Consider the following 19,319-nt stretch of genomic DNA (forward strand, 5'->3'; position numbering starts at 1 on the left):
AGCTGGCCCGACCGGCGAATGCGCTGTCGATTACAGTGCGCCTTTTTCCTTGAAGTAACGCTCTGCGCCTGGATGCAACGGAATCGGCAGGTTTTTCGTCGCAGTCTCGAGCTTGATGTCTTTGGCTGCCGAATGAGCGGTGGACAGACGATTGAGGTTTTCGAACATCAGCTTGGTCATTTGATAGGCCAATTCATCGGACACCTTCTCCTGACTGACCAGGATATTGGCTACCGCCACCGTCGGCACGTCAGCATCCTGACCGTCATAGGTACCCGCCGGGATGGTGCCGGCCTGATAGGCTGGGTTGCCGATCTTGGCCACCACCTCCGCGGGAATAGCGACAAAGTTGATCTTCATGGTCGAAGCCAGGTCGCGAATGGCGGCCATGCCCAGGCCTGAGGACTGCAAGGTGGCATCCAGCTGGCGGTTCTTGATCAGTTCCACCGACTCGGCATAAGGCAGGTATTCGACCTTGCCCATGTCCTCATAGGACAACCCGGCAGCCTTGAAAATCGCCCGTGCGTTAAGCTCGGTACCGGACTTGGGCGCCCCCACCGAGATCCGCTTGCCCTTGAGGTCAGCCAAGGTCTTGATGCCCGACTCTTCGCTGGCTACTACCTGAATGTAATTGGGGTAAGTGCTGGCGATGGCCCGCAGTTTTTTCAACGGTGCTTTGAAGCCTGCATCCTCGACGCCATTCCAGGCATCCGCCACCGAGTCGGCCAACGCCAAAGCAAGTTCGCCGCGATCGGCCTGCAACAGGTTTAGATTTTCCACTGAGGCCTTGGTCGCTTGCACCGAGGTCTTGGCGCCTTCAATGCCCGTACTGTAGACCTGCGACAAGCCCACGCCAATCGGGTAATAAACCCCGCTGGTGCCACCGGTGAGGATGTTGATAAAGGTTGGCGCGGCCAGTGCCGCGGTGCTTGCAGTGAAGGCCGCAGCGGCGGCAAACAGACCCAGGCGCTTGCTCAGTCGCATAGGGAAACTCCGTCGTTGTTATGATTATTGGAAACTTCAATGTAGACGAGGAAGCGCCGTACGGCAGAAGGGAGGCCGTTGAAGGTGTTAGTAAAGATGGCAAAGCAGCGACAAAAAAACTTCACTGCTGGCCCCCTGCCCTCTGGCGTATTGGCAAACTTGCTTTCCTTTCAATAGCTTAGGTTTGGTACATGCGGGCTTATGGATTGACCCTTGCAACGTTTTTTCTCGCCACCCTGTCACTTGACGCCCAGGCCAAAACGCTGGGCCAGAATGACCGCTATGTGTGTAGCTGGGGCGCGGATATCGCCGCTGGCGCACAGCAGTCCAAGCTCTCGGGCGTAACCCTGTACTCGGCCCGCAAACGCCTGCAGGTACGCAAGTTCTCCAAGCCGTGGATGCGCATGACCGCCATGGGCATCACCGAGCAGACCTACAACAGCCAGTCACGTCTCAAACCTGCGGCCATCAAGCAGACCTATTTCGAGCAATGCACCCAGCATGCCCTCGCACGCCGCTGACAGCGTGGCCGAGGTATGATCCTCGGTTATTTGTTCTGGACGTTTTAGCGGATGGATAGTGCACCACAGTATTTCGGCAGGCGCGTGGCCGCACATCACAGGTAATGCGCACCGCCAGCGTCATTGGACAAGCGCACAAAGCCCACCATACTCACTGGTCACTGCATGCAAGCACGCAAGCAGCGTACCCAGGCTTATCTGCGAAATAAGGAGTTCCCATGGCTGGATGGTTCGAGTTAAGCAACAGCAGTGACGGTCAGTACCGCTTTGTCCTCAAGGCAGGCAACGGCGAAACGATTCTTACCAGTGAGTTGTACAAGGCCAAGGCCTCTGCCGAAAGCGGCATTGCTTCAGTTCAGAGCAACAGTGGTAGCGACGAGCGCTATGAGAAGAAAGAGGCCAGCAACGGCAAATTTCATTTCAATCTCAAGGCCGCCAATCACCAGATCATCGGCACCAGCCAGATGTACGCCACGACACAATCGCGTGATGCCGGCATCGCCTCGGTGAAGACCAATGGCGCCAGCAAGACCATCAAAGATCTCACTTAAGTGCACGAGTCCCCTGTGAATACCCGTGCGAGTGTTCACAGGGGATCCGTCCTTTTTTAGCGCCCATGCGCATTGCCATTTACCCCACACCCGGCCTATAGTCGCAGCCGGCGTCATCCACGCCCCCCGTCCGCGGAAAGGGCTGCGCCCAGGACTGTAACCCAGGCATTCTCACTACGACTCCCGGCCTGACAGCGGACAAGGCTCGCACAAGGAGTTCGTATGTCCGCTCGACTGTCATCGCCGTCCGAAGATGGCCGCATCAACCTTGAACAACAGCGCAAGCGCGCCAAACAATTGCTCCAGCACCTGCGCTTGGGCGCTGCACCCGCGCCATGTCTGGCCGATGCTCAACGCCTAATCGCTCGCGACCTGGGCTTTGCCAGCTGGCCCAAGCTCAAGGCCCATATCGACGCCATCGATTTTGCCGCTCGCCACCCCCAGTTCGTCGCCGACGATGAAGCACGCAGCCAACACTGGCGTTGCGGTAACGACATCAGTCACAGCTTGCGCCTGGCCGGCTTTAGTGGGGCGTTTCACATGCTCAGCGATCCGCTGTGCATGGGGCCGGTACGCGATTTGCCGAGTGACCACTACTACCGCCTGCGCAGCGACTACATCAGCCAGGCCTACGGCCTTGAGCGCGCCCAGGTGCTACAAAGAATGGCGGATGAGTACCGTCAGTTGTCGCTGCTGAGCGATTGCCCGCGCGCCGTGCTCTGGTGCGAAGCCGACGCCTACGATCAATTGTTTCTGATTCGCCTGCTGGCCAGCCTGCAACGGCTGCCGCCACGGCTGGAACTGATCCAGATCGACCGGATGCCCGGCGTGCAACGTTTTATCGGTATCGGGCAACTGGCACCGGATGTATTGGCCTGGCTGTGGCCACAGCGTCAAGCCGTCAGTGAAGCGATGCAGCAGCTTGCACGACAGGCCTGGAGCGCTTACTGCGCGCCCTCCCCCGAAGCCTGGGCACAACTGGCGCACCGCCAGGACCTGGCCTTGCCGTTGCTGGCACCGGCGCTGCTGCGCCAACTGCAGGAGCTGCCAAGCTTGAGCGATGGCCTGTCGCTGAGTGAGCGGCTGTCGTTGCAGATTATCGCTGAGTTTGGCGAAGTCCCCTTCGCGCGCGTGTTTGCCGAATTGATGGCAAAGCGTGAACCATTGCCCTATCTCGGCGACATGATGTTCCATGCCTTGCTGCGGCCGTTGATTGACGCGCCAACCCCGTTGATCACCGAAACCCAACCCGAGCTGGAATGGCCAAAACGGACGCTGAAGCTGACGGCCTTAGCGCAGCGGGTATTGGCAGGCGAGGCTTACTGGCTGGAGCAATCAGCACCTGAACGTTGGGTCGGCGGCGTGTGTTTACGCGCTGGGCAAGGGCACTGGGCGCTGGACGAGGACCTCTGGCCGGTGTGGCGGGAACCTTCGTAGACGACGCATTGGCAAACGCGCACGTTCGTCGGTCCGGACCACCTCGGGCCGCTGCTGTGGTATACCCGAAAGAGCAGCCCTGCCTGCACCCTGAGCGAGGAACCCGTAACGTTCGATACCACAGCAGAGAGGTCAGGACGATGAAAACCCTTCAATGCGTGCATCGCAATCACACCATCACCGCCAGTGTCGAAACCCACGATGGCATCCCTACCCCCTTTGCTGGCGGTTGCCTGATTACCGATCCTGAAGGACACACCAGTCGGCGCCTGCCGTTACCGCTGAAAATGGCGTACCTGGCAGACCTGGACAATGCCCAGCATGCGTCACTGGCCCACGGTAAATGGCTGGTCGATCAGCAGCTGGACAAACGTCAACAGCTGTTCTGATCCAGTCTGCAATGATCTGCGGGGGCTCGACCTATGTGGGCCCCTGGTTTTCCAGCGAGTCAGTGCTGGCAGGCGGCTCGATCCCCCAGTCGCCATGCAGGTACCAATCGTCACCGAGCATTTCGGCCGGATGCATGGTGCGGTCGGCTCCGTTGCCGCAGGCCAGTGCGTTGGTTGCGCAATAGCGGTCACAGCCCCAACAGATTCGCTCGGGATGCTTGGGATTGATGGGAAAGGGTTTGGCCATGGAAATTCCCCAAATTGGCGGGAGCAGCCCGTTAAACCTAGCGCGCCACCGGCAGCATTCCCTTGATGCAGATCAATAACAGCCCACACGCTTGGGCGAGTCCGGCGTATCACCGGTAAAATTGATAATAATCATTATTATTCACGCGACACCTTCCTAGACTTGGGCCCTCTCTCCTCAGCACCCAGGAAGACGTCATGCGTACCCCCTTCTCGCTGTCACTTGCCTTGCTCCTGATCACCCCGCTGGCCCAGGCCAAGGAATACCCCATTGGCGAACCGCAACTGTGCCCGGGCCTGGAAGTCGGTGCGGTGTACCTACAGCCGATCGAAATGGCGCCAGCAGGGATGATGCGTGCCACCGCCGATTCCGACATCCACCTGGAAGCCGATATCCGCGCCTTGGCAGACAACCGCCAAGGCTTTCAGGAAGGCAGTTTCGTACCCTACCTCAGGGTCGCCTTCAGCCTGCAGAAACAAGGCGGCGACACCCCGATCAGCGGTGACTTCCATGCCATGGTCGCCAACGACGGCCCGCACTATGGCGACAACGTCAAGCTGCAAGGGCCAGGTAAGTACCAACTGACGTTCACCGTCCTGCCGCCCAGCGGCCATGCCTCCCTCGGACGCCATACCGATAAGGAGACCGGCGTCGAGCCATGGTTTGAACGCTGCGAATTGCACTACGCCTTCGTCTATGCCGGCATTGGCAAGAAAGGCGGTTACTGATGACTAGGTCACTGCCCGTTGACGCCGGCCGCAGGGGGGTTGCCCACCTGCACCGGCGTTTGGCCTGGTTGATCCTGGCTGGGGCCACGTCCTCGCTGACAGCAGCGCCGTTGCCCAGTTATGAACTGATCCTGCGCGACGGTCATTTCACCCCTGCGGTGCTCGAAGTGCCGGCCGGCCAGCGCTTCAAGATCATTCTGAAGAATCAGGGTGAAGGCCCGGCCGAGTTCGAAAGCACGCCTTTGCGGGTGGAGAAAGTGCTGTCACCGGGGGTGACCACCTTTGTTGTCATTCACCCGCTACGGCCTGGGCGCTATCCGTTCTTCGACGAGTTCAATCCGCAACTGCCCGAAGGCGCCATCCTCGCGCACTAGCCGCAGGTGCAGGGAGTATTCATGAATCAAGCTCTGTTTATCGTCTGGCGCGAAAGCGTCGAGGCCCTGCTGGTGATCGGCATTCTCCAGGCCTGGGCCAGCCAGCAAGCGCGCGGCGAGCGTCTGCTCAAGTTTCTGTGGACAGGCGTCGCCCTCGGTGTACTGCTCTCGGCCTTGCTGGCGGTACTCATCCTGTTTGCCGGCGAAGCCATGAGCGGTAGCACCAGTGAATGGTTTCAAGCTGCCCTGGCCTTGCTGGCCAGCGTGCTGATGGTGCAGATGGTCGGCTGGATGCACCGCCACGCGCGCACCCTCAAAGACAACCTGAGGCGTCATGCCGACCAGCAACTGGCCCGTCAGGGCGGTGTCGGGCTGTTGCTGCTGGCGATGCTGGCGGTCAGTCGTGAAGGCAGCGAAACGGTGGTCTTTCTGTATGGTGCCGGGGCTCGCTTGCACGGCGAACAATTGGGCCTCTTTGCCGTCGGAGGCATCGCCGGGCTATTGCTGTCGGGGCTGACCGTAGCCCTGTTGCACAGCAGTCGACGGTTGATTTCCTGGCGACGCTTCTTCGGCCTGAGTGAGGTGGTTTTGCTGTTGCTCGGCTCAGCCTTGCTGGTCAGCGCTGCCGAACGGATCGGCGGCCAGTTATTGGCCATGGAGTTGCCGGAAATGGCCTATAGCCTGGTCGGCGATGCCCTCTGGGACAGCAGTGCACTGCTCAGCGACAGCCAGGGCCTGGGCGCCTTTTTCGCAGGTTTCGCGGGTTACCGGGCCACGCCCAGTGCCTTGGCCTTACTCGTACTGGGCGGCTACTGGCTGAGCGTGGGTAGCTGGCTGATCCAACGCAAAACAGGCGTCGCCCCATGTCCAGCCTGAGCCTGCACAATCGCTGGTTGCAACGTGTGGGGGATGGCATGCGCCGCCATGCAGGCGTGATTCGTACGCTGCAGTGGACGGTTGTACTGTTCTACGCTCTGCTGCTGGTGCTCCCGGCACTGCTGCCGTTGCCAGACAGCCAGGCACGGATGCTGGATAACCTGACCCTGTTCGCCCAGTTCCTGTTCTGGGGCATCTGGTGGCCGTTCGTATTATTGTCGATCGTGCTGTTTGGGCGGCTGTGGTGCGGCGTGTTGTGCCCGGAAGGTTCGCTGAGCGAATGGGCCAGCCAGTATGGCAAGGGCATGGGCGTGCCGCGCTGGATACGCTGGGGCGGCTGGCCAACCTTGGCGTTCTGCCTGACCACCCTCTACGGCCAACTGATCAGTGTCTACGACTACGCCCAGGCTGCCTTGTTGATTCTGGGCGGTTCGACCGTGGCGGCCATTGGTATCGGTTTATTGTTTGCTCGCGGCAAGCGTGTGTGGTGTCGATACTTGTGCCCGGTCAGTGGTGTCTTCGCCCTGCTCGCGCGCTTGGCCCCGGTACACTTTCAGGTCGACGAACAGCGCTGGAAGGACAACAACGCACTGCGACTGCCACCGCCCAACTGTGCGCCGCTGCTGGATATCCGTCGCCTGCAAGGCGCCAGCGAATGCCACGCCTGCGGCCGCTGCAGCGGACAACGTGGCGCAGTACAACTGATCGCCCGCTCGGGTAATCGAGAGATCCTGCAGTCAGCTAACCGCACCCCTTCGCCCTGGGATAGCCGCTTGCTGTTGTTCGGCGTCATCGGCTTGGCCATGGGCGCCTTTCAGTGGACAGTCAGCCCATGGTTCATCGCCCTCAAACAGTCCCTGGCGCAGTGGCTGGTGGCCCACGATGTGTTCTGGCCGCTGGAAGACAATGCGCCCTGGTGGCTGCTGACCCACTACCCGCAACTCAACGACAGTTTCAGTTGGCTCGACGGCTTCGGTATCAGCCTGTACCTGGGCGCCACCGCGCTGTTGTTGGGCGGCGGTTTGTGGGTGTTGCTGCGCCTGGCAGCACGCCTGGCGGGCACACCCGCCCTGTATGGGCCGTTGAGCTTGAGCCTCACACCGCTTGGCGCTGCCGGGCTGTTTCTCGGTTTGTCGGCGACCACGGTGAAACTGCTGCGCTATGAAGGGTTGCTGCTTGATTGGGTGCAGCCGGCACGGGCGCTACTGTTGATCGCCGCCATGACCTGGAGCGGCTACTTGGCGTGGACGCTGCTGGCCCAGCAAAACATCACCTTGCCCCGGCGCTGCGCCGCCAGCCTGTGCATGCTGGCAGGCATCGCCGCGGTGGGCGCAGGTTGGTGGTTGCAGTTTTGGGGGTGGCTCTAGAGATTCAAGCGGGCCACCGGTTAGCCACGTAGCTCAAACCGTGGAAACAAGTTACCGAGGGTGTCCCACAGTACTGGCAGCGCGTTGGCCACCGACAGCCTCGACAATTGCGAATCAAGCATCGTTGCCGTGCGCACCTGTTGAACGACGAAATGCTTGACCCCTCGCTCGCTCAAGCGCTGGGCCAGGGTCAACAGCCGTGACGGGTCGATCAACTGCCAATGCACGGTTGTCCGACACTCATAGTCCACGCCACTGGCCAACAGCATTTCCAGGCTGCGCCAGTTGGCCACGCCACTGCCCTGAACCTGGGTAATCAGCGCACACTCCTCGGCCAAAGCCTTGACGTCAAAGCCGACCCAGTCCACCCCCGGCAACGCCCGGGCGAAAGCAGCCGGCTTGATGCCAGCACTGTGCAGGCCAACGCCGAAGCCCATCTGCCGGACTTGGGCCATGGCCTGCGGCAGGCTGTCTTGCAAGGTGGCTTCGCCGCCACTGAAGACCACCGCATCAAGCAGACCCTGGCGGCGTTCAAGGAACCTCAGTACCTGCGGCCAGGCAATTTCTTCTGCGCCGCGTGGCGGGATCAACTGCGGGTTGTGGCAGTAACGGCAACGCCAGGCACAGCCCTGGCAAAACAACACACAGGCCAACTTGCCGGGATAGTCGAGGGTGGTCAGGGGCACCATGCCCCCGACCCGCAGTTGTCGGCTCATTGCTCCCCAACGGCTGCCGTACGTTCGTTGAAATGTTGGCGCTCAGCGTGCTCGGCCTGTTTGCCCGGGTTGAATGCCGAGACCGGGCGGTGATAGCCCATCACTCGGGTCCAGACTTCGCAGCGTTGGCGTTGTGCTACAGGCAGGGTTGGTTGTGCGGTCATGATCTAGCTCCTTGCGGTTGAGAAAAACGAAATCAGTGAACACTGCCGGCCTGCGGCGCCAGCAACAGGGCTTCGTCGCACTTGGGGCAAAACTCGTGTTCGCCATCCAGGTAGCCGTGTACCGGGCAGATGGAAAAGGTCGGGGTTATGGTCAAGTACGGCAGGCGAAAGCGCCCCAGGGCTTTGCGCACCAGTTGTTTACAGACTTGGGCCGAAGAGATCCGCTCGGCCATGTACAGGTGCAATACCGTGCCGCCGGTGTACTTGCACTGCAGTTCATCCTGCAGTTCCAGCGCCTCGAAGGGGTCATCGGTGAAGCCCACCGGCAGTTGCGAGGAGTTGGTGTAGTACGGCGCCTGACTGCAACCGGCCTGAAGAATGTCGGGGAAGCGCTTGCGGTCCTCTTTGGCGAAGCGGTAAGTGGTGCCTTCGGCCGGGGTCGCTTCGAGGTTGTACAGGTGACCGGTTTCCTCCTGGAATCGCACCAGCGTGGCGCGAACATGGTCCAGCAGATTCGCGACAAAGCGCCGCCCTTGCTCAGTGTGCAGGCCCATCTGCTCGTCGCTGAAATTGCGCAGCATTTCATGCAGGCCGTTAACGCCGATGGTGGAAAAGTGATTGCGCAAGGTGCCAAGGTAGCGTTTGGTGTACGGGTACAAGCCAGCATCCATGTGATGCTGGATCACCTTGCGTTTGACCTCCAGGCTCTGCTTGGCCAATTCCATCAGCATGTCCAGGCGCTGCAGCAGGCCGCTGCTATCCCCCTTGTACAAGTAGCCCAGACGCGCACAATTGATGGTCACCACGCCCAGCGATCCGGTCTGCTCTGCCGAACCGAACAGGCCACCACCACGCTTGAGCAGTTCACGCACATCCAACTGCAAACGACAGCACATCGAACGCACCTGATTGGGCAACATGTCGGAGTTGAGGAAGTTCTGGAAATACGGCAGACCGTAGCGCGCGGTCATCTCGAACAGGCGCTCGGCGTTGTCGCTGTCCCAGGGAAAATCATGGGTGATGTTGTAAGTCGGAATCGGGAAGGTGAACACTCGCCCCTTGGCATCGCCCGCCTGCATCACTTCGATATAGGCTCGGTTGAGCAGGTCCATCTCGGCCTGCAGCTCGCCATAGGCAAAGGGCATTTCTTCGCTGCCGATCACCGGGATCTGTTCACGTAGATCCTCCGGGCACACCCAGTCGAAGGTCAGGTTGGTAAACGGTGTTTGGGTGCCCCAGCGTGACGGCACGTTGAGGTTGTAGATGAACTCCTGGATCGCCTGACGCACCTCGTCGTAGCTGAGCTGGTCCTTGCGTACATAGGGCGCCAGGTAGGTGTCGAACGAGCTGAAGGCCTGAGCGCCGGCCCATTCGTTCTGCAGCGTACCCAGGAAGTTGACCATCTGCCCGAGGGCGCTGCTCAAGTGTTTGGGCGGGCCGGCTTCGACCCGTCCGGGTACGCCGTTGAGGCCTTCATGCAGCAGTGTGCGCAGCGACCAGCCGGCGCAATAGCCGGCGAGCATGTCCAGGTCATGGATATGCAGGTCGGCCTCGCGGTGGGCAAGGCCGATGGCTTCGCTGTAGACCTCGTCCAGCCAGTAGTTGGCAGTGACCTTGCCAGACACGTTGAGCACCAGGCCACCGAGGGAGTAGCCCTGATTGGCATTGGCCTGAACCCGCCAGTCTTCTCGGTTGAGGTATTCATTCATCGAGGCGGCGACCTCGACCAGGGTCTTGCGGTCGCGGCGCAGGCGCCCGTGTTGTTCGCGGTAGACAATGTAGGCGCGTAGCGAGAGGAAGTGGCCAGCGTCCATCAGCACCCGCTCGACCCGGTCCTGAACCTGCTCGACGTGGAGCCGTGAAAGACCTTCCAGGTGAGCCAACACTGCCGCGAGCAAACCGTCGGCCTCGGCTTCGGCGTACTCGCCGGTGGCCTTGCCGGCGGCGATCAAGGCGTGGCGGATCTTGTCGGCATCGAAAGCAACCAGACTGCCGTCGCGCTTGTGCAACTGGTTGTGACCCTCTCTGATCAACGTGCTGTGCATTTACCCTCCAAACACTACATATAGGTGCTTAATGATTTAACAAACACAATATGCAGTGCAGGCTACGGATAAACGCGTCAGGAGGAATTGATTGATATCAAGATTGCTGGGTTGTTCAACTATCAGAAGCAGGAGGCTGCTGTCGTGCACAGATTCTGTGGGGCCGGTCTTGCCGGCGATAAGGCCTACGCATTCCCATCACCCCCCACTCATGTTCATGAACCGCAAAATCTGCACCTGACCATCAGGGTTGAAATCATGCCGTAACGGTTTGCGCCGCAGCGCCTGCTGCAGCGCCGTAACAATCGGCTGATCATCCAGCGGATAGCGGCGCAACATCCCGCGCAGGTCCAGCGAGTCCTCCTGCCCCAGGCATAACAGCAGACGCCCCTCCACGGTCATCCGCACCCGGTTGCAACTGGCGCAGAAGTTGTGACTGTTGGGGGAAATAAAACCAATGCGGGTATCCGGGTGTTGCGCCAGGCGCACATATCGCGCCGGCCCACCACTGTTCTCGGCACTGTCGAGCAAGGTGTAGCGCCTGGCAATCAGCGCCCTCACCTCATCGCTGGAACAGAACGACTCGCCACGCGAGCGGCCGACCTCACCCAGCGGCATCTCTTCGATGAAGGTGATATCAATGCGCTGATCGATGGCGTACTGCACCAGCGGCAGGACCTCATCGAAGTTGCGCCCCTTCATCACCACACAGTTGAGTTTGATCCGCTCGAACCCGGCGCAGCTTGCCGCGTCTACGCCGCGCAACACCTGATCGAGGTCACCGTTGCGGGTGATCGCCCGAAACCGCTCGCCATCCAGGCTGTCGAGGCTGATGTTCATGCGCTTGACCCCGGCGTCTACCAGCGGCCGGGCCAAGCGTTGCAGTTGCGAGCCATTACTGGTCATCACCAGTTCGCGCAATCCCGGCAAGGCGGCAATATGACGGCACAGATCAACAATACCCGGACGAATCAGCGGCTCGCCGCCGGTCAAACGGATCTTGCGCACGCCCTGACCGACAAACAGTGTTGCCAGGCGCTGCAACTCCTCGAGCGTGAGGACCTGCTGGCGCGGCAAGAACGTCATGTTCTTGGCCATGCAATACACACAGCGAAAATCACAACGATCGGTCACCGACATGCGCAGGTAATCAATCTGCCGCCCGAATCCATCCTGCATCACTGTGCTCATCACCTACCCCTTGTCTATCTGGTTACTGCACCAGCGGCGAATCGGCGCCTTGCAGCTGGATGCCGCGAATATCCGCTGCGCCGATCAGCGTCTGCAGGTACTGCACCACCGCTTTCTGCCAGACGCCTTGTTGCAGTTGCGTGCGAATTGCCGTGGCGACCGCCTCATAGGGCAGTTGCTGGCCTTCGATACGCTGATCGACGTAGATCACATGCCAACCATAACGACTTTCCAGCGGTTTGCTGGCCAGCCCCGGCGTCAGGGTGAACAGCTGGCGCTCAAGCTCCGGCACGGTCTGGCCTTTACTGATCTGCCCCAGCTCGCCGCCCTGCGCCTTCGACGGGCAGGCGGAATATTTCAGCGCCAGCTCGGCAAACTGCGCGGGGAACTGCTCCAGGCGCTGCTGCAGTATTTCAGCCTGAACCAGCGCCAAGCTGCGCGCCTCGGCGTCGTCCGGGGCACATTCGAGCAGGATGTGCCGCACCGCCAGCAGCGGTGCGCTATGAAAGCGCCCGCGATTGCTTTCGAAGTAACGCAGACAAGTGGCCTCATCACACTCAGGCACCTGCACTTCGCGCTCCAACAGCAGGCGCGTGGCCGCCTCTTCTTCGTTCTCACCTGCCCCGACCTGCAACGACAGGCCCAGCGCGGCGATGCGCTGCTGCAACAGCTCGCGGATCACCAGCGCACGGGCAGCCATGAACACCGCCTCCTCGCGGTCAACTGCCGGGTGGTACTGCAGCTCCTGGGCCATGGCCTGGGGGCTGATCGATACCGCGTTGACACTGATGATCGGCCACTCCTGCTCACTGCTGGCGATCAGTTGCGCCGCGGGCTCAAGCTCCACCGCCGCCACGCTCAATTCTGGCGCAGGTAGCGTTGAAGAGGCGCAGCCACCGCCGCCGCCATTGCCGCCGCCACATCCACATCCGCTTGACATGACTGTCTCCTCAGATTTTCTGCCGAACGATTTGATAACGACGCCCCAGGTACCAGATCGGTGCGCTGACCACATGCACCAGACGGGTAAAAGGGAACAGCACGAACAGGGTCAGGCCCAGGAACACGTGCAACTTGTACACCAGGCTGACCGGGGCAATCGCAGCGGCCGCCTCGACGGGACGCAACAGCACGGTGTTCTGCGCCCAATCGGCGAGCATCACCATGACCGAACCATCCATGTGTCCTGTGGAGGCAACGATGGTCATCAAGCCAAGCACCAACTGAGCCAGCAGCACCAGCAAAATCAGGATGTCCGAGGTGCTGGAGGTGGCGCGCACCCGTGGGTCGGTCAGGCGCCGGTGAATCAGCATGATCAGGCCGATCAGGCACAACAGGCCGAAGAAGCCACCCGAGACCATGGCCAGCAGTTGCTTGTTTTCGGTGCTGATCACATGGTGATAGACCGAGGCCGGTGTCAGCAGGCCAACGAAGTGCCCAGCCAGAACGAACAGCACCCCGACGTGAAACAAGTTGCTCGCCGCGCGCATGCCGCGATTGGACAGCATCTGGCTAGAGCTCGCCTTCCAGGTGTACTGCGACAGGTCAAAACGCGCCCAACTGCCCAACAGGCAGACCGCCAGGGCGACATAGGGATAGACCCCAAACATCAACAGATTCCATTTAGACATTGCCCACCTCCGAGGCCGGCGCGCTGGCCTGGCCTTGATGCTGAAAATCAACCCAGTGCAGCGGTACCGCGCTTTCTTCCCGGGCCTTGCCCGGCGCACTCGGCATGGCGCTGCAACGCTCCTGCTGTTCGGCCTTGAGGAAGTCCACCGCCTCTTCCTCCCAGACCTTGTCCAGTGCTTCGAGCGAGTCATCGCGCTGTTCGGCGGCCACCTGCTCGCGCAGGTCGGCCACGGCCTGGTGCGGTTCGGCACCTGCGATTTGCAGCAGCGCGCGGAAGCAGCTGGCGTAGGCGCTCTCGCGCTCTTCCAGGCGTGCCGCCAGCAACGCCAGCAAGTGCGCGACATCGGCTAGGCCCTCGCGGGCCTCGAGGTCTTCGCGGGTCGAGAGGTACTCCAGGTACAGCGGGATGTAGTCCGGCAGCTCCTTGACGCCGATGGCGAAACCGGCCTCCTCGTACTGCGCGAGCATGTCGACCATGGCCTGACCACGGTCGCGGGACTCACCATGCACATGTTCAAACAGCAGCAACGACAGCGACCGGCCACGGCCAAACAAGGCGCCATAGTGCTCCTGGCCATCCATCAGGTCGTTGTTGCAGATCAGTTCCAGCAGCTCGAACAGTGCGCCACGCTGGCGCGGGCTGATTTCCCGCGCCTGAATGATGGCCTGCTCCAGTTCGTCGCGTCCGGCCACCAGGTTTTCGGTCGGGTAATCCAGCAGCAGCGAAATCACTTTAAGAATGCGCATGCTCAGTCCTCCCACAACTGTACGGTTTTGAGAATGTCGCGGCGGTTGGCCTTCTTGGCCCCGAACATATTGGTGTCGGAGCTACCACTGCAGCCGCTGCCAAAGCTGAAGCCGCACCCGGAACGCTCGGCAAAAGCGTCGCTCATGGCCTCTTCACGGTGGGCGCTGGGCACCACATAGCGGTCCTCGTAGTTGGCGATGGCCAGGTAGCGGTACATTTCTTCGACCTGGTTCACGCTCAGGCCAACATCCTTCAGCACTTGCAGGTCCTGTACGCCTTCAACCTGCTCGGAGCGCTTGTAGGCGCGCATCGCCAGCAGGCGTTTGAGCGCACGCTTCACCGGTTTCTCGTCACCGGCGGTGAGCAAGTTGGCCAGGTAGCGCAGCGGAATCCGCAGGCTGTCGACATCGGGGATCACGCCGTTCATGCCGACTGTGCCAGCAGCGGCGGCATTCTGGATCGGCGACAGTGGCGGTACGTACCAGACCATCGGCAGCGTGCGGTACTCAGGGTGCAACGGCAGCGCCAACTTCCAGTCCACGGCCATCTTGTACACCGGCGAGCGCTGCGCGGCGTCGATCACCGACTGCGGCACGCCGTCTTCCAGGGCCTGGCGAATCACCGCCGGATCGTTAGGGTCGAGGAAGATTTCCAGCTGCTTCTCGTACAGGTCATGCTCATTAGCGGTGCTGGCCACTTCGCTGATGCGGTCGGCGTCATACAGCAGCACACCGAGGTAGCGAATACGCCCGACACAAGTTTCGGCACAAACGGTCGGCATCCCGGCTTCAATCCGTGGGTAGCAGAAAATGCACTTCTCGGATTTGCCGCTTTTCCAGTTGAAGTAGATTTTCTTGTACGGGCAGCCGCTGATGCACATACGCCAGCCGCGGCACTTCTCCTGGTCGATCAGGACGATGCCGTCTTCCTCGCGCTTGTAGATCGCGCCACTGGGGCACGACGCCGCACACGCCGGGTTCAGGCAGTGCTCGCACAGGCGCGGCAGGTACATCATGAAGGTGTTTTCGTACTCACCGTAGATGTCCGCCTGGATCTGATCGAAGTTCTTGTCCTTGCGCCGCTTGGCAAACTCGGTACCGAGGATTTCTTCCCAGTTCGGGCCCCACTCGATCTTTTCCATGCGCTTGCCCGACACCAGCGAGCGCGGCCGCGCGGTGGGCTGGTGATTGCCCAGCGGGGCGGTGTGCAGGTGTTGGTAGTCGAAGTCGAACGGCTCGTAGTAGTCATCCAGGCCTGGCAGGTCCGGGTTGGCGAAAATGTTCGCCAACACTCGGAACTTGCCGCCGATGCGCGGATTGATGCTGCCGTTGGCGTTACGCACCCAGCCGCCTTTCCACTTGTCCTGGTTTTCCCATTCTTTCGGGTAGCCGATCCCAGGCTTGGTTTCGACGTTGTTGAACCAGGCGTATTCCATGCCTTCACGGCTGGTCCAGACGTTCTTGCAGGTGATCGAACACGTGTGACAGCCGATGCATTTGTCCAGGTTCAGGACCATGCCAATTTGCGAACGAATTTTCATGACAGCACTCCTCAATCCATCTCGGTTGGCAGCGGGCGTGGCAGCTCATCGCTGTTGGAACCCTCAAGCCAATCGACCTTGGCCATCTTGCGCACCACGACGAATTCGTCGCGGTTGCAACCGACCGTGCCGTAATAGTTGAAACCGTAGGCTTGCTGGGCGTAGCCACCGATCATGTGGGTCGGCTTGAGCACCACGCGGGTCACCGAGTTGTGGTGGCCGCCGCGGGTCTTGGTGGTCTCGGAGCCCGGCACGTTCACGATCCGTTCCTGGGCGTGGTACATCATCACCATGCCTTCCTTGACCCGCTGGCTGACCACCGCACGGGCGGTCAAGGCACCGTTGGCGTTGAAGCACTCGATCCAGTCGTTGTCTTCGATACCGGCGCGTTTGGCGTCGATCTCCGACAGCCAGACAATCGGCCCGCCACGGCTCAGGGTGAGCATCAGCAGGTTGTCGCTGTAGGTGCTGTGGATGCCCCACTTCTGGTGCGGGGTGATCCAGTTGAGGACGATCTCGGTTTCACCGTTGCTGCGCTTGCCTTTGACTGCGGCGATGGTCTGGGTGTTGACCGGTGGCCGGTAGCTCATCAACTGCTCACCGAAGGCCTGCATCCACGGGTGATCCTGGTAGAACTGCTGGCGGCCGGTGATGGTGCGCCATGGGATGTTTTCATGGACGTTGGTGTAGCCGGCGTTGTAGCTGACGTGATCGTCTTCGAGCCCCGACCAGGTCGGGCTGGAGATGATCTTGCGCGGCTGCGCCTGGATGTCACGGAAGCGAATCGCCTCGTGGGCCTTGGACAATGCTAGGTGGCTGTGATCGATGCCAGTGAACTCAGACAGCGCCGCCCAGGCCTTGACCGCCACGTGGCCGTTGGTTTCCGGTGCCAGCGACAGAATCACTTCGGCTGCGTCGATTGCGGTATCGATCTTCGGCCGGCCCTGGCTGATCCCCGGGTCGTTCTCGCGGTAGTTCAGTTCACCCAGGAATTTGACCTCCTCCTCGGTGTTCCAGTTGATGCCCTTACCGCCGTTGCCGAGTTTTTCCAGCAGTGGCCCGAGCGAGGTGAACTGCTTGTAGATGGCCGGGTAGTTGCGCTCGACCACTTGCAGGTTCGGGGCGTTCTTGCCCGGCTGCGGAGCCACGCCGGCGGTTTTCCAGTCGGTGCCGCCAAACGGCTGGGCCAGTTCGCCGACGCTGTCATGCATCAACGGTACGGTGACCAGGTCCTGCTCGATGCCCAGGTGCCCTTCGGCCATGGCCGAGAAGGCCTTGGCAATGCCCTTGTAAATTTCCCAGTCCGAACGCGACTCCCAGGCCGGATCAATGGCCGCCGACAACGGGTGGATGAAGGGGTGCATGTCCGAGGTGTTCATGTCGTCCTTCTCGTACCAGGTCGCGGTCGGCAGGACGATGTCGGAATACACGCAGGTCGAAGACATACGGAAATCCAGGGTGGTGACCAGGTCGAGTTTGCCAATGGCACCTTCGTCGACCCATTCGGCTTCCTCTGGCTTGCAGTCGCCGACCTGGCCGATGTCTTCGTTCATCACCCCGTTACGGGTACCGAGCAAGTACTTGAGCATGTACTCATGGCCCTTGCCCGACGAACCCAGCAGGTTGGAGCGCCAGATGAACATGTTGCGCGGGAAGTTGACCGGGTTGTCCGGCTGTTCGCAGGCAAACCGAAGCGAGCCGTCCTGCCAGGCCTTGACCACGTAGTCCTTGGGCAACATGCCGGCGGCGGCGGCGTCGCGGCAGATGTGCAGCGGGTTGGTATTGAGCTGCGGCGCGCTGGGCAACCAACCGGCGCGTTCGGCGCGGATGTTGTAGTCCAGGGCGTGTTCGGGGAATTGGCTCTTGTCAGCGAGTGGCGAGAGCACGTCGTGCATGCTCATCTTCTCGTGACGCCATTGCGAACTGTGGGCGTAGAAGAAGCTGGTGCCGTTCATCTGCCGTGGCGGACGGTTCCAGTCCAGGCCGAAGGCCAGTGGCAGCCAGCCGCATTGCGGACGCAGCTTTTCCTGGCCGACATAGTGCGCCCAGCCACCACCGGTCTGGCCGACACAACCGCAGAGCATGAGCATGTTGATCAGCCCACGGTAGTTCATGTCCATGTGATACCAGTGGTTCATCGCCGCACCGACGATGATCATCGAGCGGCCACGGGTCTTGTCGGCGTTGTCGGCAAACTCACGGGCGATCTGGATGGCTTTCTCACGGCTGACGCCAGTGATCTGCTCCTGCCACGCTGGGGTGCCCGGCACGCTGGCATCGTCATAGTCGCGGGCGACGTTGGCACCGCCCAAGCCACGGTCGATGGCCAGGTTAGCCGCCGACAGGTCGAATACGGTGGCGACCTTGACCTGGCTGCCATCGGCCAGGGTCAGGCTGCGCACCGGCACACGGCGGTATTGCACGGCATCACCGGCGACATGCTGGAAGTGCTCGTGGGATTCACCGGCAAAATACGGGAAGGCCACTTCGGCCACGTCACCACCGATCAGGCTCAGGCTCAGGTCCACCTCACGGCCAGCACCACCTTCACGCGCAAGGATGTTCCACTTGCCCTGCTCGCCCCAGCGGTAACCGATCGAACCTTGTGGCGAAACCAGCTCGCCATTGGCATCGAGGGCAATGGTTTTCCACTCAGGGTTGTTCTCCTGGCCAAGGTTGTCGGCCAGATCCGAGGCGCGCAGGAAGCGATCAGGCTGGTAGCCGGCGCCGGGTGCGGTGCCGAGCATCGGCTTGAGCAACACCAGTACCGGCAGGTCGGTGTAGCGCTTGGCGTATTCGGTGAAATAAGCGCTGGGCTGATCCAGGTGAAACTCTTTGAAGATCACATGGTTGAAGGCCTGGGCCAGGGCCGCGTCGGTGCCCTGCTTGGGGTTGAGCCACAGGTCGGTGAGCTTGGCCACTTCCGAGTAGTCAGGGGTAATAGCCACGGTCTTGGTGCCCTTGTAGCGCACCTCAGTGAAGAAGTGCGCATCGGGGGTACGGGTCTGCGGGACGTTGGAGCCCCAAGCGATGATGTAGTTGGAGTTGTACCAGTCCGCCGACTCTGGCACGTCGGTCTGCTCGCCCCAGACCATCGGCGAGGCCGGTGGCAGGTCGCAGTACCAGTCATAGAAACTCAGGCAAGTGCCGCCAATCAGCGACAGGTAACGCGCGCCGGCGGCGTAGCTGACCATTGACATGGCCGGGATCGGCGAGAAGCCCACCACCCGGTCAGGGCCGTACTGCTTGACGGTGTAAACGTTAGCCGCGGCGATGATCTCGGTAACCTCATCCCAGCTGGAGCGAATGAAGCCGCCCATGCCGCGCTTGCTTTTGTACGAATCGGCCTTGGCCTTGTTCTCGACGATGCTCGCCCAGGCTTCGACCGGCGCCATGCTCTGGCGCGCTTCACGCCACAATTTGAGCAACGGCTTGCGGATCTTCGGGTACTTGAGGCGGTTGGCGCTGTAGATGTACCAGCTGTAACTGGCGCCCCGAGGGCAGCCGCGCGGTTCATGGTTGGGCAGGTCGTTACGGGTGCGCGGATAGTCGGTCTGCTGGGTTTCCCAGGTGATCAGGCCGTTCTTCACGTAGATCTTCCACGAGCAGGAACCGGTGCAGTTCACCCCGTGGGTCGAACGTACGATCTTGTCGTACTGCCAGCGTGAACGGTAGACGTTCTCCCAGTCGCGCGACTCTTTGCGAGTCTCGCCGTGACCGTCGGAAAACTCGCTTTGCTTGCGGTTGAAGAACCGCAATTGATCGAGCAAATGACTCATGATGCTTTCCTCTCAGGCTTGCTGTGGGGT

General features: G+C 61.0%; 19 protein-coding genes. 8 read left to right on the forward strand and 11 right to left on the reverse strand.

All coding sequences use genetic code 11. The annotated features are described in order from the left end of the window. Positions 1-30 precede the first annotated feature (30 nt). Complete coding sequence (locus tag ACQRAX_RS00230) at positions 31-984, reverse strand: TAXI family TRAP transporter solute-binding subunit (protein WP_412037745.1); 954 nt, start codon at positions 982-984, stop codon at positions 31-33. Positions 985-1,175: 191 nt separating this feature from the next. Between ACQRAX_RS00230 and ACQRAX_RS00235 the strand changes: the two genes are divergently transcribed. From ACQRAX_RS00235 to ACQRAX_RS00250, 4 genes are all read left to right on the forward strand, one after another. After that, on the forward strand, positions 1,176-1,505 hold the full coding sequence (locus ACQRAX_RS00235) for a hypothetical protein (RefSeq protein WP_412037744.1): 330 nt from the start codon (positions 1,176-1,178) through the stop codon (positions 1,503-1,505). 218 nt (positions 1,506-1,723) lie between these two features. After that, on the forward strand, positions 1,724-2,056 hold the full coding sequence (locus ACQRAX_RS00240) for a YegP family protein (RefSeq protein ID WP_412037743.1): 333 nt from the start codon (positions 1,724-1,726) through the stop codon (positions 2,054-2,056). 222 nt (positions 2,057-2,278) lie between these two features. Next, entirely contained in the window at positions 2,279-3,493 is a 1,215-nt protein-coding gene (locus ACQRAX_RS00245; protein ID WP_412037742.1) for a DUF1835 domain-containing protein, read from the forward strand. Positions 3,494-3,633: 140 nt separating this feature from the next. After that, positions 3,634-3,882 carry a hypothetical protein gene (locus ACQRAX_RS00250; protein WP_045179753.1) on the forward strand — a complete coding sequence of 83 codons (249 nt, stop codon included), beginning with the start codon at positions 3,634-3,636 and terminating at the stop codon, positions 3,880-3,882. 31 nt (positions 3,883-3,913) lie between these two features. Here ACQRAX_RS00250 and ACQRAX_RS00255 read toward each other — a convergent pair whose 3' ends face one another. After that, a complete protein-coding gene (locus ACQRAX_RS00255) occupies positions 3,914-4,129 on the reverse strand; it encodes a DUF3079 domain-containing protein (RefSeq protein ID WP_412037741.1) in 216 nt (71 codons plus the stop codon). Between the two features lie 197 nt (positions 4,130-4,326). Between ACQRAX_RS00255 and ACQRAX_RS00260 the strand changes: the two genes are divergently transcribed. From ACQRAX_RS00260 to ACQRAX_RS00275, 4 genes are read left to right on the forward strand one after another with little or no spacing between them, the layout of a single operon-like run. Further along, complete coding sequence (locus ACQRAX_RS00260) at positions 4,327-4,857, forward strand: iron transporter (RefSeq protein WP_412037740.1); 531 nt, start codon at positions 4,327-4,329, stop codon at positions 4,855-4,857. Beyond that, the gene (locus tag ACQRAX_RS00265) at positions 4,857-5,231 is read left to right on the forward strand and encodes a cupredoxin domain-containing protein (RefSeq protein WP_412037739.1); all 375 of its coding nucleotides are present in this window, start codon (positions 4,857-4,859) and stop codon (positions 5,229-5,231) included. The genes ACQRAX_RS00260 and ACQRAX_RS00265 overlap by 1 nt, the downstream gene beginning before the upstream one ends. Before the next feature lie 21 nt (positions 5,232-5,252). Further along, positions 5,253-6,107, forward strand: a complete 855-nt coding sequence (locus ACQRAX_RS00270; protein WP_412037738.1) for an FTR1 family iron permease — start codon at positions 5,253-5,255, stop codon at positions 6,105-6,107. Next, a complete protein-coding gene (locus tag ACQRAX_RS00275; RefSeq protein ID WP_412037737.1) occupies positions 6,095-7,474 on the forward strand; it encodes a 4Fe-4S binding protein in 1,380 nt (459 codons plus the stop codon). The genes ACQRAX_RS00270 and ACQRAX_RS00275 overlap by 13 nt, the downstream gene beginning before the upstream one ends. Before the next feature lie 20 nt (positions 7,475-7,494). Here the strand turns inward: ACQRAX_RS00275 and ACQRAX_RS00280 are convergent, their stop codons facing one another. The 9 genes from ACQRAX_RS00280 to ACQRAX_RS00320 all read right to left on the reverse strand — a co-directional run bounded on the left by ACQRAX_RS00280 (position 7,495) and on the right by ACQRAX_RS00320 (position 19,289). Beyond that, entirely contained in the window at positions 7,495-8,190 is a 696-nt protein-coding gene (locus ACQRAX_RS00280) for an anaerobic ribonucleoside-triphosphate reductase activating protein (RefSeq protein ID WP_412037736.1), read from the reverse strand. Beyond that, entirely contained in the window at positions 8,187-8,354 is a 168-nt protein-coding gene (gene nrdD / locus ACQRAX_RS00285; RefSeq protein ID WP_412037735.1) for an anaerobic ribonucleoside-triphosphate reductase, read from the reverse strand. The genes ACQRAX_RS00280 and nrdD overlap by 4 nt, the downstream gene beginning before the upstream one ends. Positions 8,355-8,386: 32 nt before the next feature. Further along, a complete protein-coding gene (locus ACQRAX_RS00290; RefSeq protein WP_412037734.1) occupies positions 8,387-10,399 on the reverse strand; it encodes a ribonucleoside triphosphate reductase in 2,013 nt (670 codons plus the stop codon). A gap of 198 nt (positions 10,400-10,597) precedes the next feature. Next, complete coding sequence (moaA, locus tag ACQRAX_RS00295; RefSeq protein ID WP_412037733.1) at positions 10,598-11,590, reverse strand: GTP 3',8-cyclase MoaA; 993 nt, start codon at positions 11,588-11,590, stop codon at positions 10,598-10,600. A gap of 22 nt (positions 11,591-11,612) precedes the next feature. Continuing rightward, complete coding sequence (locus tag ACQRAX_RS00300) at positions 11,613-12,530, reverse strand: peptidylprolyl isomerase (RefSeq protein ID WP_412037732.1); 918 nt, start codon at positions 12,528-12,530, stop codon at positions 11,613-11,615. A 10-nt stretch (positions 12,531-12,540) separates the two neighbouring features. Further along, positions 12,541-13,221, reverse strand: coding sequence for a respiratory nitrate reductase subunit gamma (gene narI / locus ACQRAX_RS00305; protein WP_412037731.1), 681 nt, complete (start codon positions 13,219-13,221; stop codon positions 12,541-12,543). After that, complete coding sequence (gene narJ, locus ACQRAX_RS00310; RefSeq protein WP_412037730.1) at positions 13,214-13,969, reverse strand: nitrate reductase molybdenum cofactor assembly chaperone; 756 nt, start codon at positions 13,967-13,969, stop codon at positions 13,214-13,216. The genes narI and narJ overlap by 8 nt, the downstream gene beginning before the upstream one ends. A gap of 2 nt (positions 13,970-13,971) precedes the next feature. Continuing rightward, positions 13,972-15,510 (reverse strand): nitrate reductase subunit beta, encoded by a 1,539-nt coding sequence (gene narH / locus ACQRAX_RS00315; protein ID WP_412037729.1) that lies wholly within the window; start codon positions 15,508-15,510, stop codon positions 13,972-13,974. A gap of 11 nt (positions 15,511-15,521) precedes the next feature. Further along, positions 15,522-19,289, reverse strand: a complete 3,768-nt coding sequence (locus ACQRAX_RS00320) for a nitrate reductase subunit alpha (RefSeq protein WP_412037728.1) — start codon at positions 19,287-19,289, stop codon at positions 15,522-15,524. Positions 19,290-19,319 lie beyond the last annotated feature (30 nt).

The organism is Pseudomonas sp. UM16 (assembly GCF_050312595.1).
Classification (GTDB): domain Bacteria; phylum Pseudomonadota; class Gammaproteobacteria; order Pseudomonadales; family Pseudomonadaceae; genus Aquipseudomonas.

What these genes read in the sequence shown, in the direction of transcription:
- ACQRAX_RS00300 (WP_412037732.1), bottom strand. Translation starts at nt 12,530, where the DNA reads ATGTCAAGCGGATGTGGATGTGGCGGCGGCAATGGCGGCGGCGGTGGC.
- ACQRAX_RS00290 (WP_412037734.1), bottom strand. Translation starts at nt 10,399, where the DNA reads ATGCACAGCACGTTGATCAGAGAGGGTCACAACCAGTTGCACAAGCGC.
- ACQRAX_RS00270 (WP_412037738.1), top strand. Translation starts at nt 5,253, where the DNA reads ATGAATCAAGCTCTGTTTATCGTCTGGCGCGAAAGCGTCGAGGCCCTG.
- ACQRAX_RS00320 (WP_412037728.1), bottom strand. Translation starts at nt 19,289, where the DNA reads ATGAGTCATTTGCTCGATCAATTGCGGTTCTTCAACCGCAAGCAAAGC.
- ACQRAX_RS00280 (WP_412037736.1), bottom strand. Translation starts at nt 8,190, where the DNA reads ATGAGCCGACAACTGCGGGTCGGGGGCATGGTGCCCCTGACCACCCTC.
- ACQRAX_RS00275 (WP_412037737.1), top strand. Translation starts at nt 6,095, where the DNA reads ATGTCCAGCCTGAGCCTGCACAATCGCTGGTTGCAACGTGTGGGGGAT.
- narI (WP_412037731.1), bottom strand. Translation starts at nt 13,221, where the DNA reads ATGTCTAAATGGAATCTGTTGATGTTTGGGGTCTATCCCTATGTCGCC.
- ACQRAX_RS00240 (WP_412037743.1), top strand. Translation starts at nt 1,724, where the DNA reads ATGGCTGGATGGTTCGAGTTAAGCAACAGCAGTGACGGTCAGTACCGC.
- nrdD (WP_412037735.1), bottom strand. Translation starts at nt 8,354, where the DNA reads ATGACCGCACAACCAACCCTGCCTGTAGCACAACGCCAACGCTGCGAA.
- ACQRAX_RS00245 (WP_412037742.1), top strand. Translation starts at nt 2,279, where the DNA reads ATGTCCGCTCGACTGTCATCGCCGTCCGAAGATGGCCGCATCAACCTT.
- ACQRAX_RS00230 (WP_412037745.1), bottom strand. Translation starts at nt 984, where the DNA reads ATGCGACTGAGCAAGCGCCTGGGTCTGTTTGCCGCCGCTGCGGCCTTC.
- narH (WP_412037729.1), bottom strand. Translation starts at nt 15,510, where the DNA reads ATGAAAATTCGTTCGCAAATTGGCATGGTCCTGAACCTGGACAAATGC.
- ACQRAX_RS00250 (WP_045179753.1), top strand. Translation starts at nt 3,634, where the DNA reads ATGAAAACCCTTCAATGCGTGCATCGCAATCACACCATCACCGCCAGT.
- ACQRAX_RS00255 (WP_412037741.1), bottom strand. Translation starts at nt 4,129, where the DNA reads ATGGCCAAACCCTTTCCCATCAATCCCAAGCATCCCGAGCGAATCTGT.
- ACQRAX_RS00265 (WP_412037739.1), top strand. Translation starts at nt 4,857, where the DNA reads ATGACTAGGTCACTGCCCGTTGACGCCGGCCGCAGGGGGGTTGCCCAC.
- ACQRAX_RS00260 (WP_412037740.1), top strand. Translation starts at nt 4,327, where the DNA reads ATGCGTACCCCCTTCTCGCTGTCACTTGCCTTGCTCCTGATCACCCCG.
- narJ (WP_412037730.1), bottom strand. Translation starts at nt 13,969, where the DNA reads ATGCGCATTCTTAAAGTGATTTCGCTGCTGCTGGATTACCCGACCGAA.
- ACQRAX_RS00235 (WP_412037744.1), top strand. Translation starts at nt 1,176, where the DNA reads ATGCGGGCTTATGGATTGACCCTTGCAACGTTTTTTCTCGCCACCCTG.
- moaA (WP_412037733.1), bottom strand. Translation starts at nt 11,590, where the DNA reads ATGAGCACAGTGATGCAGGATGGATTCGGGCGGCAGATTGATTACCTG.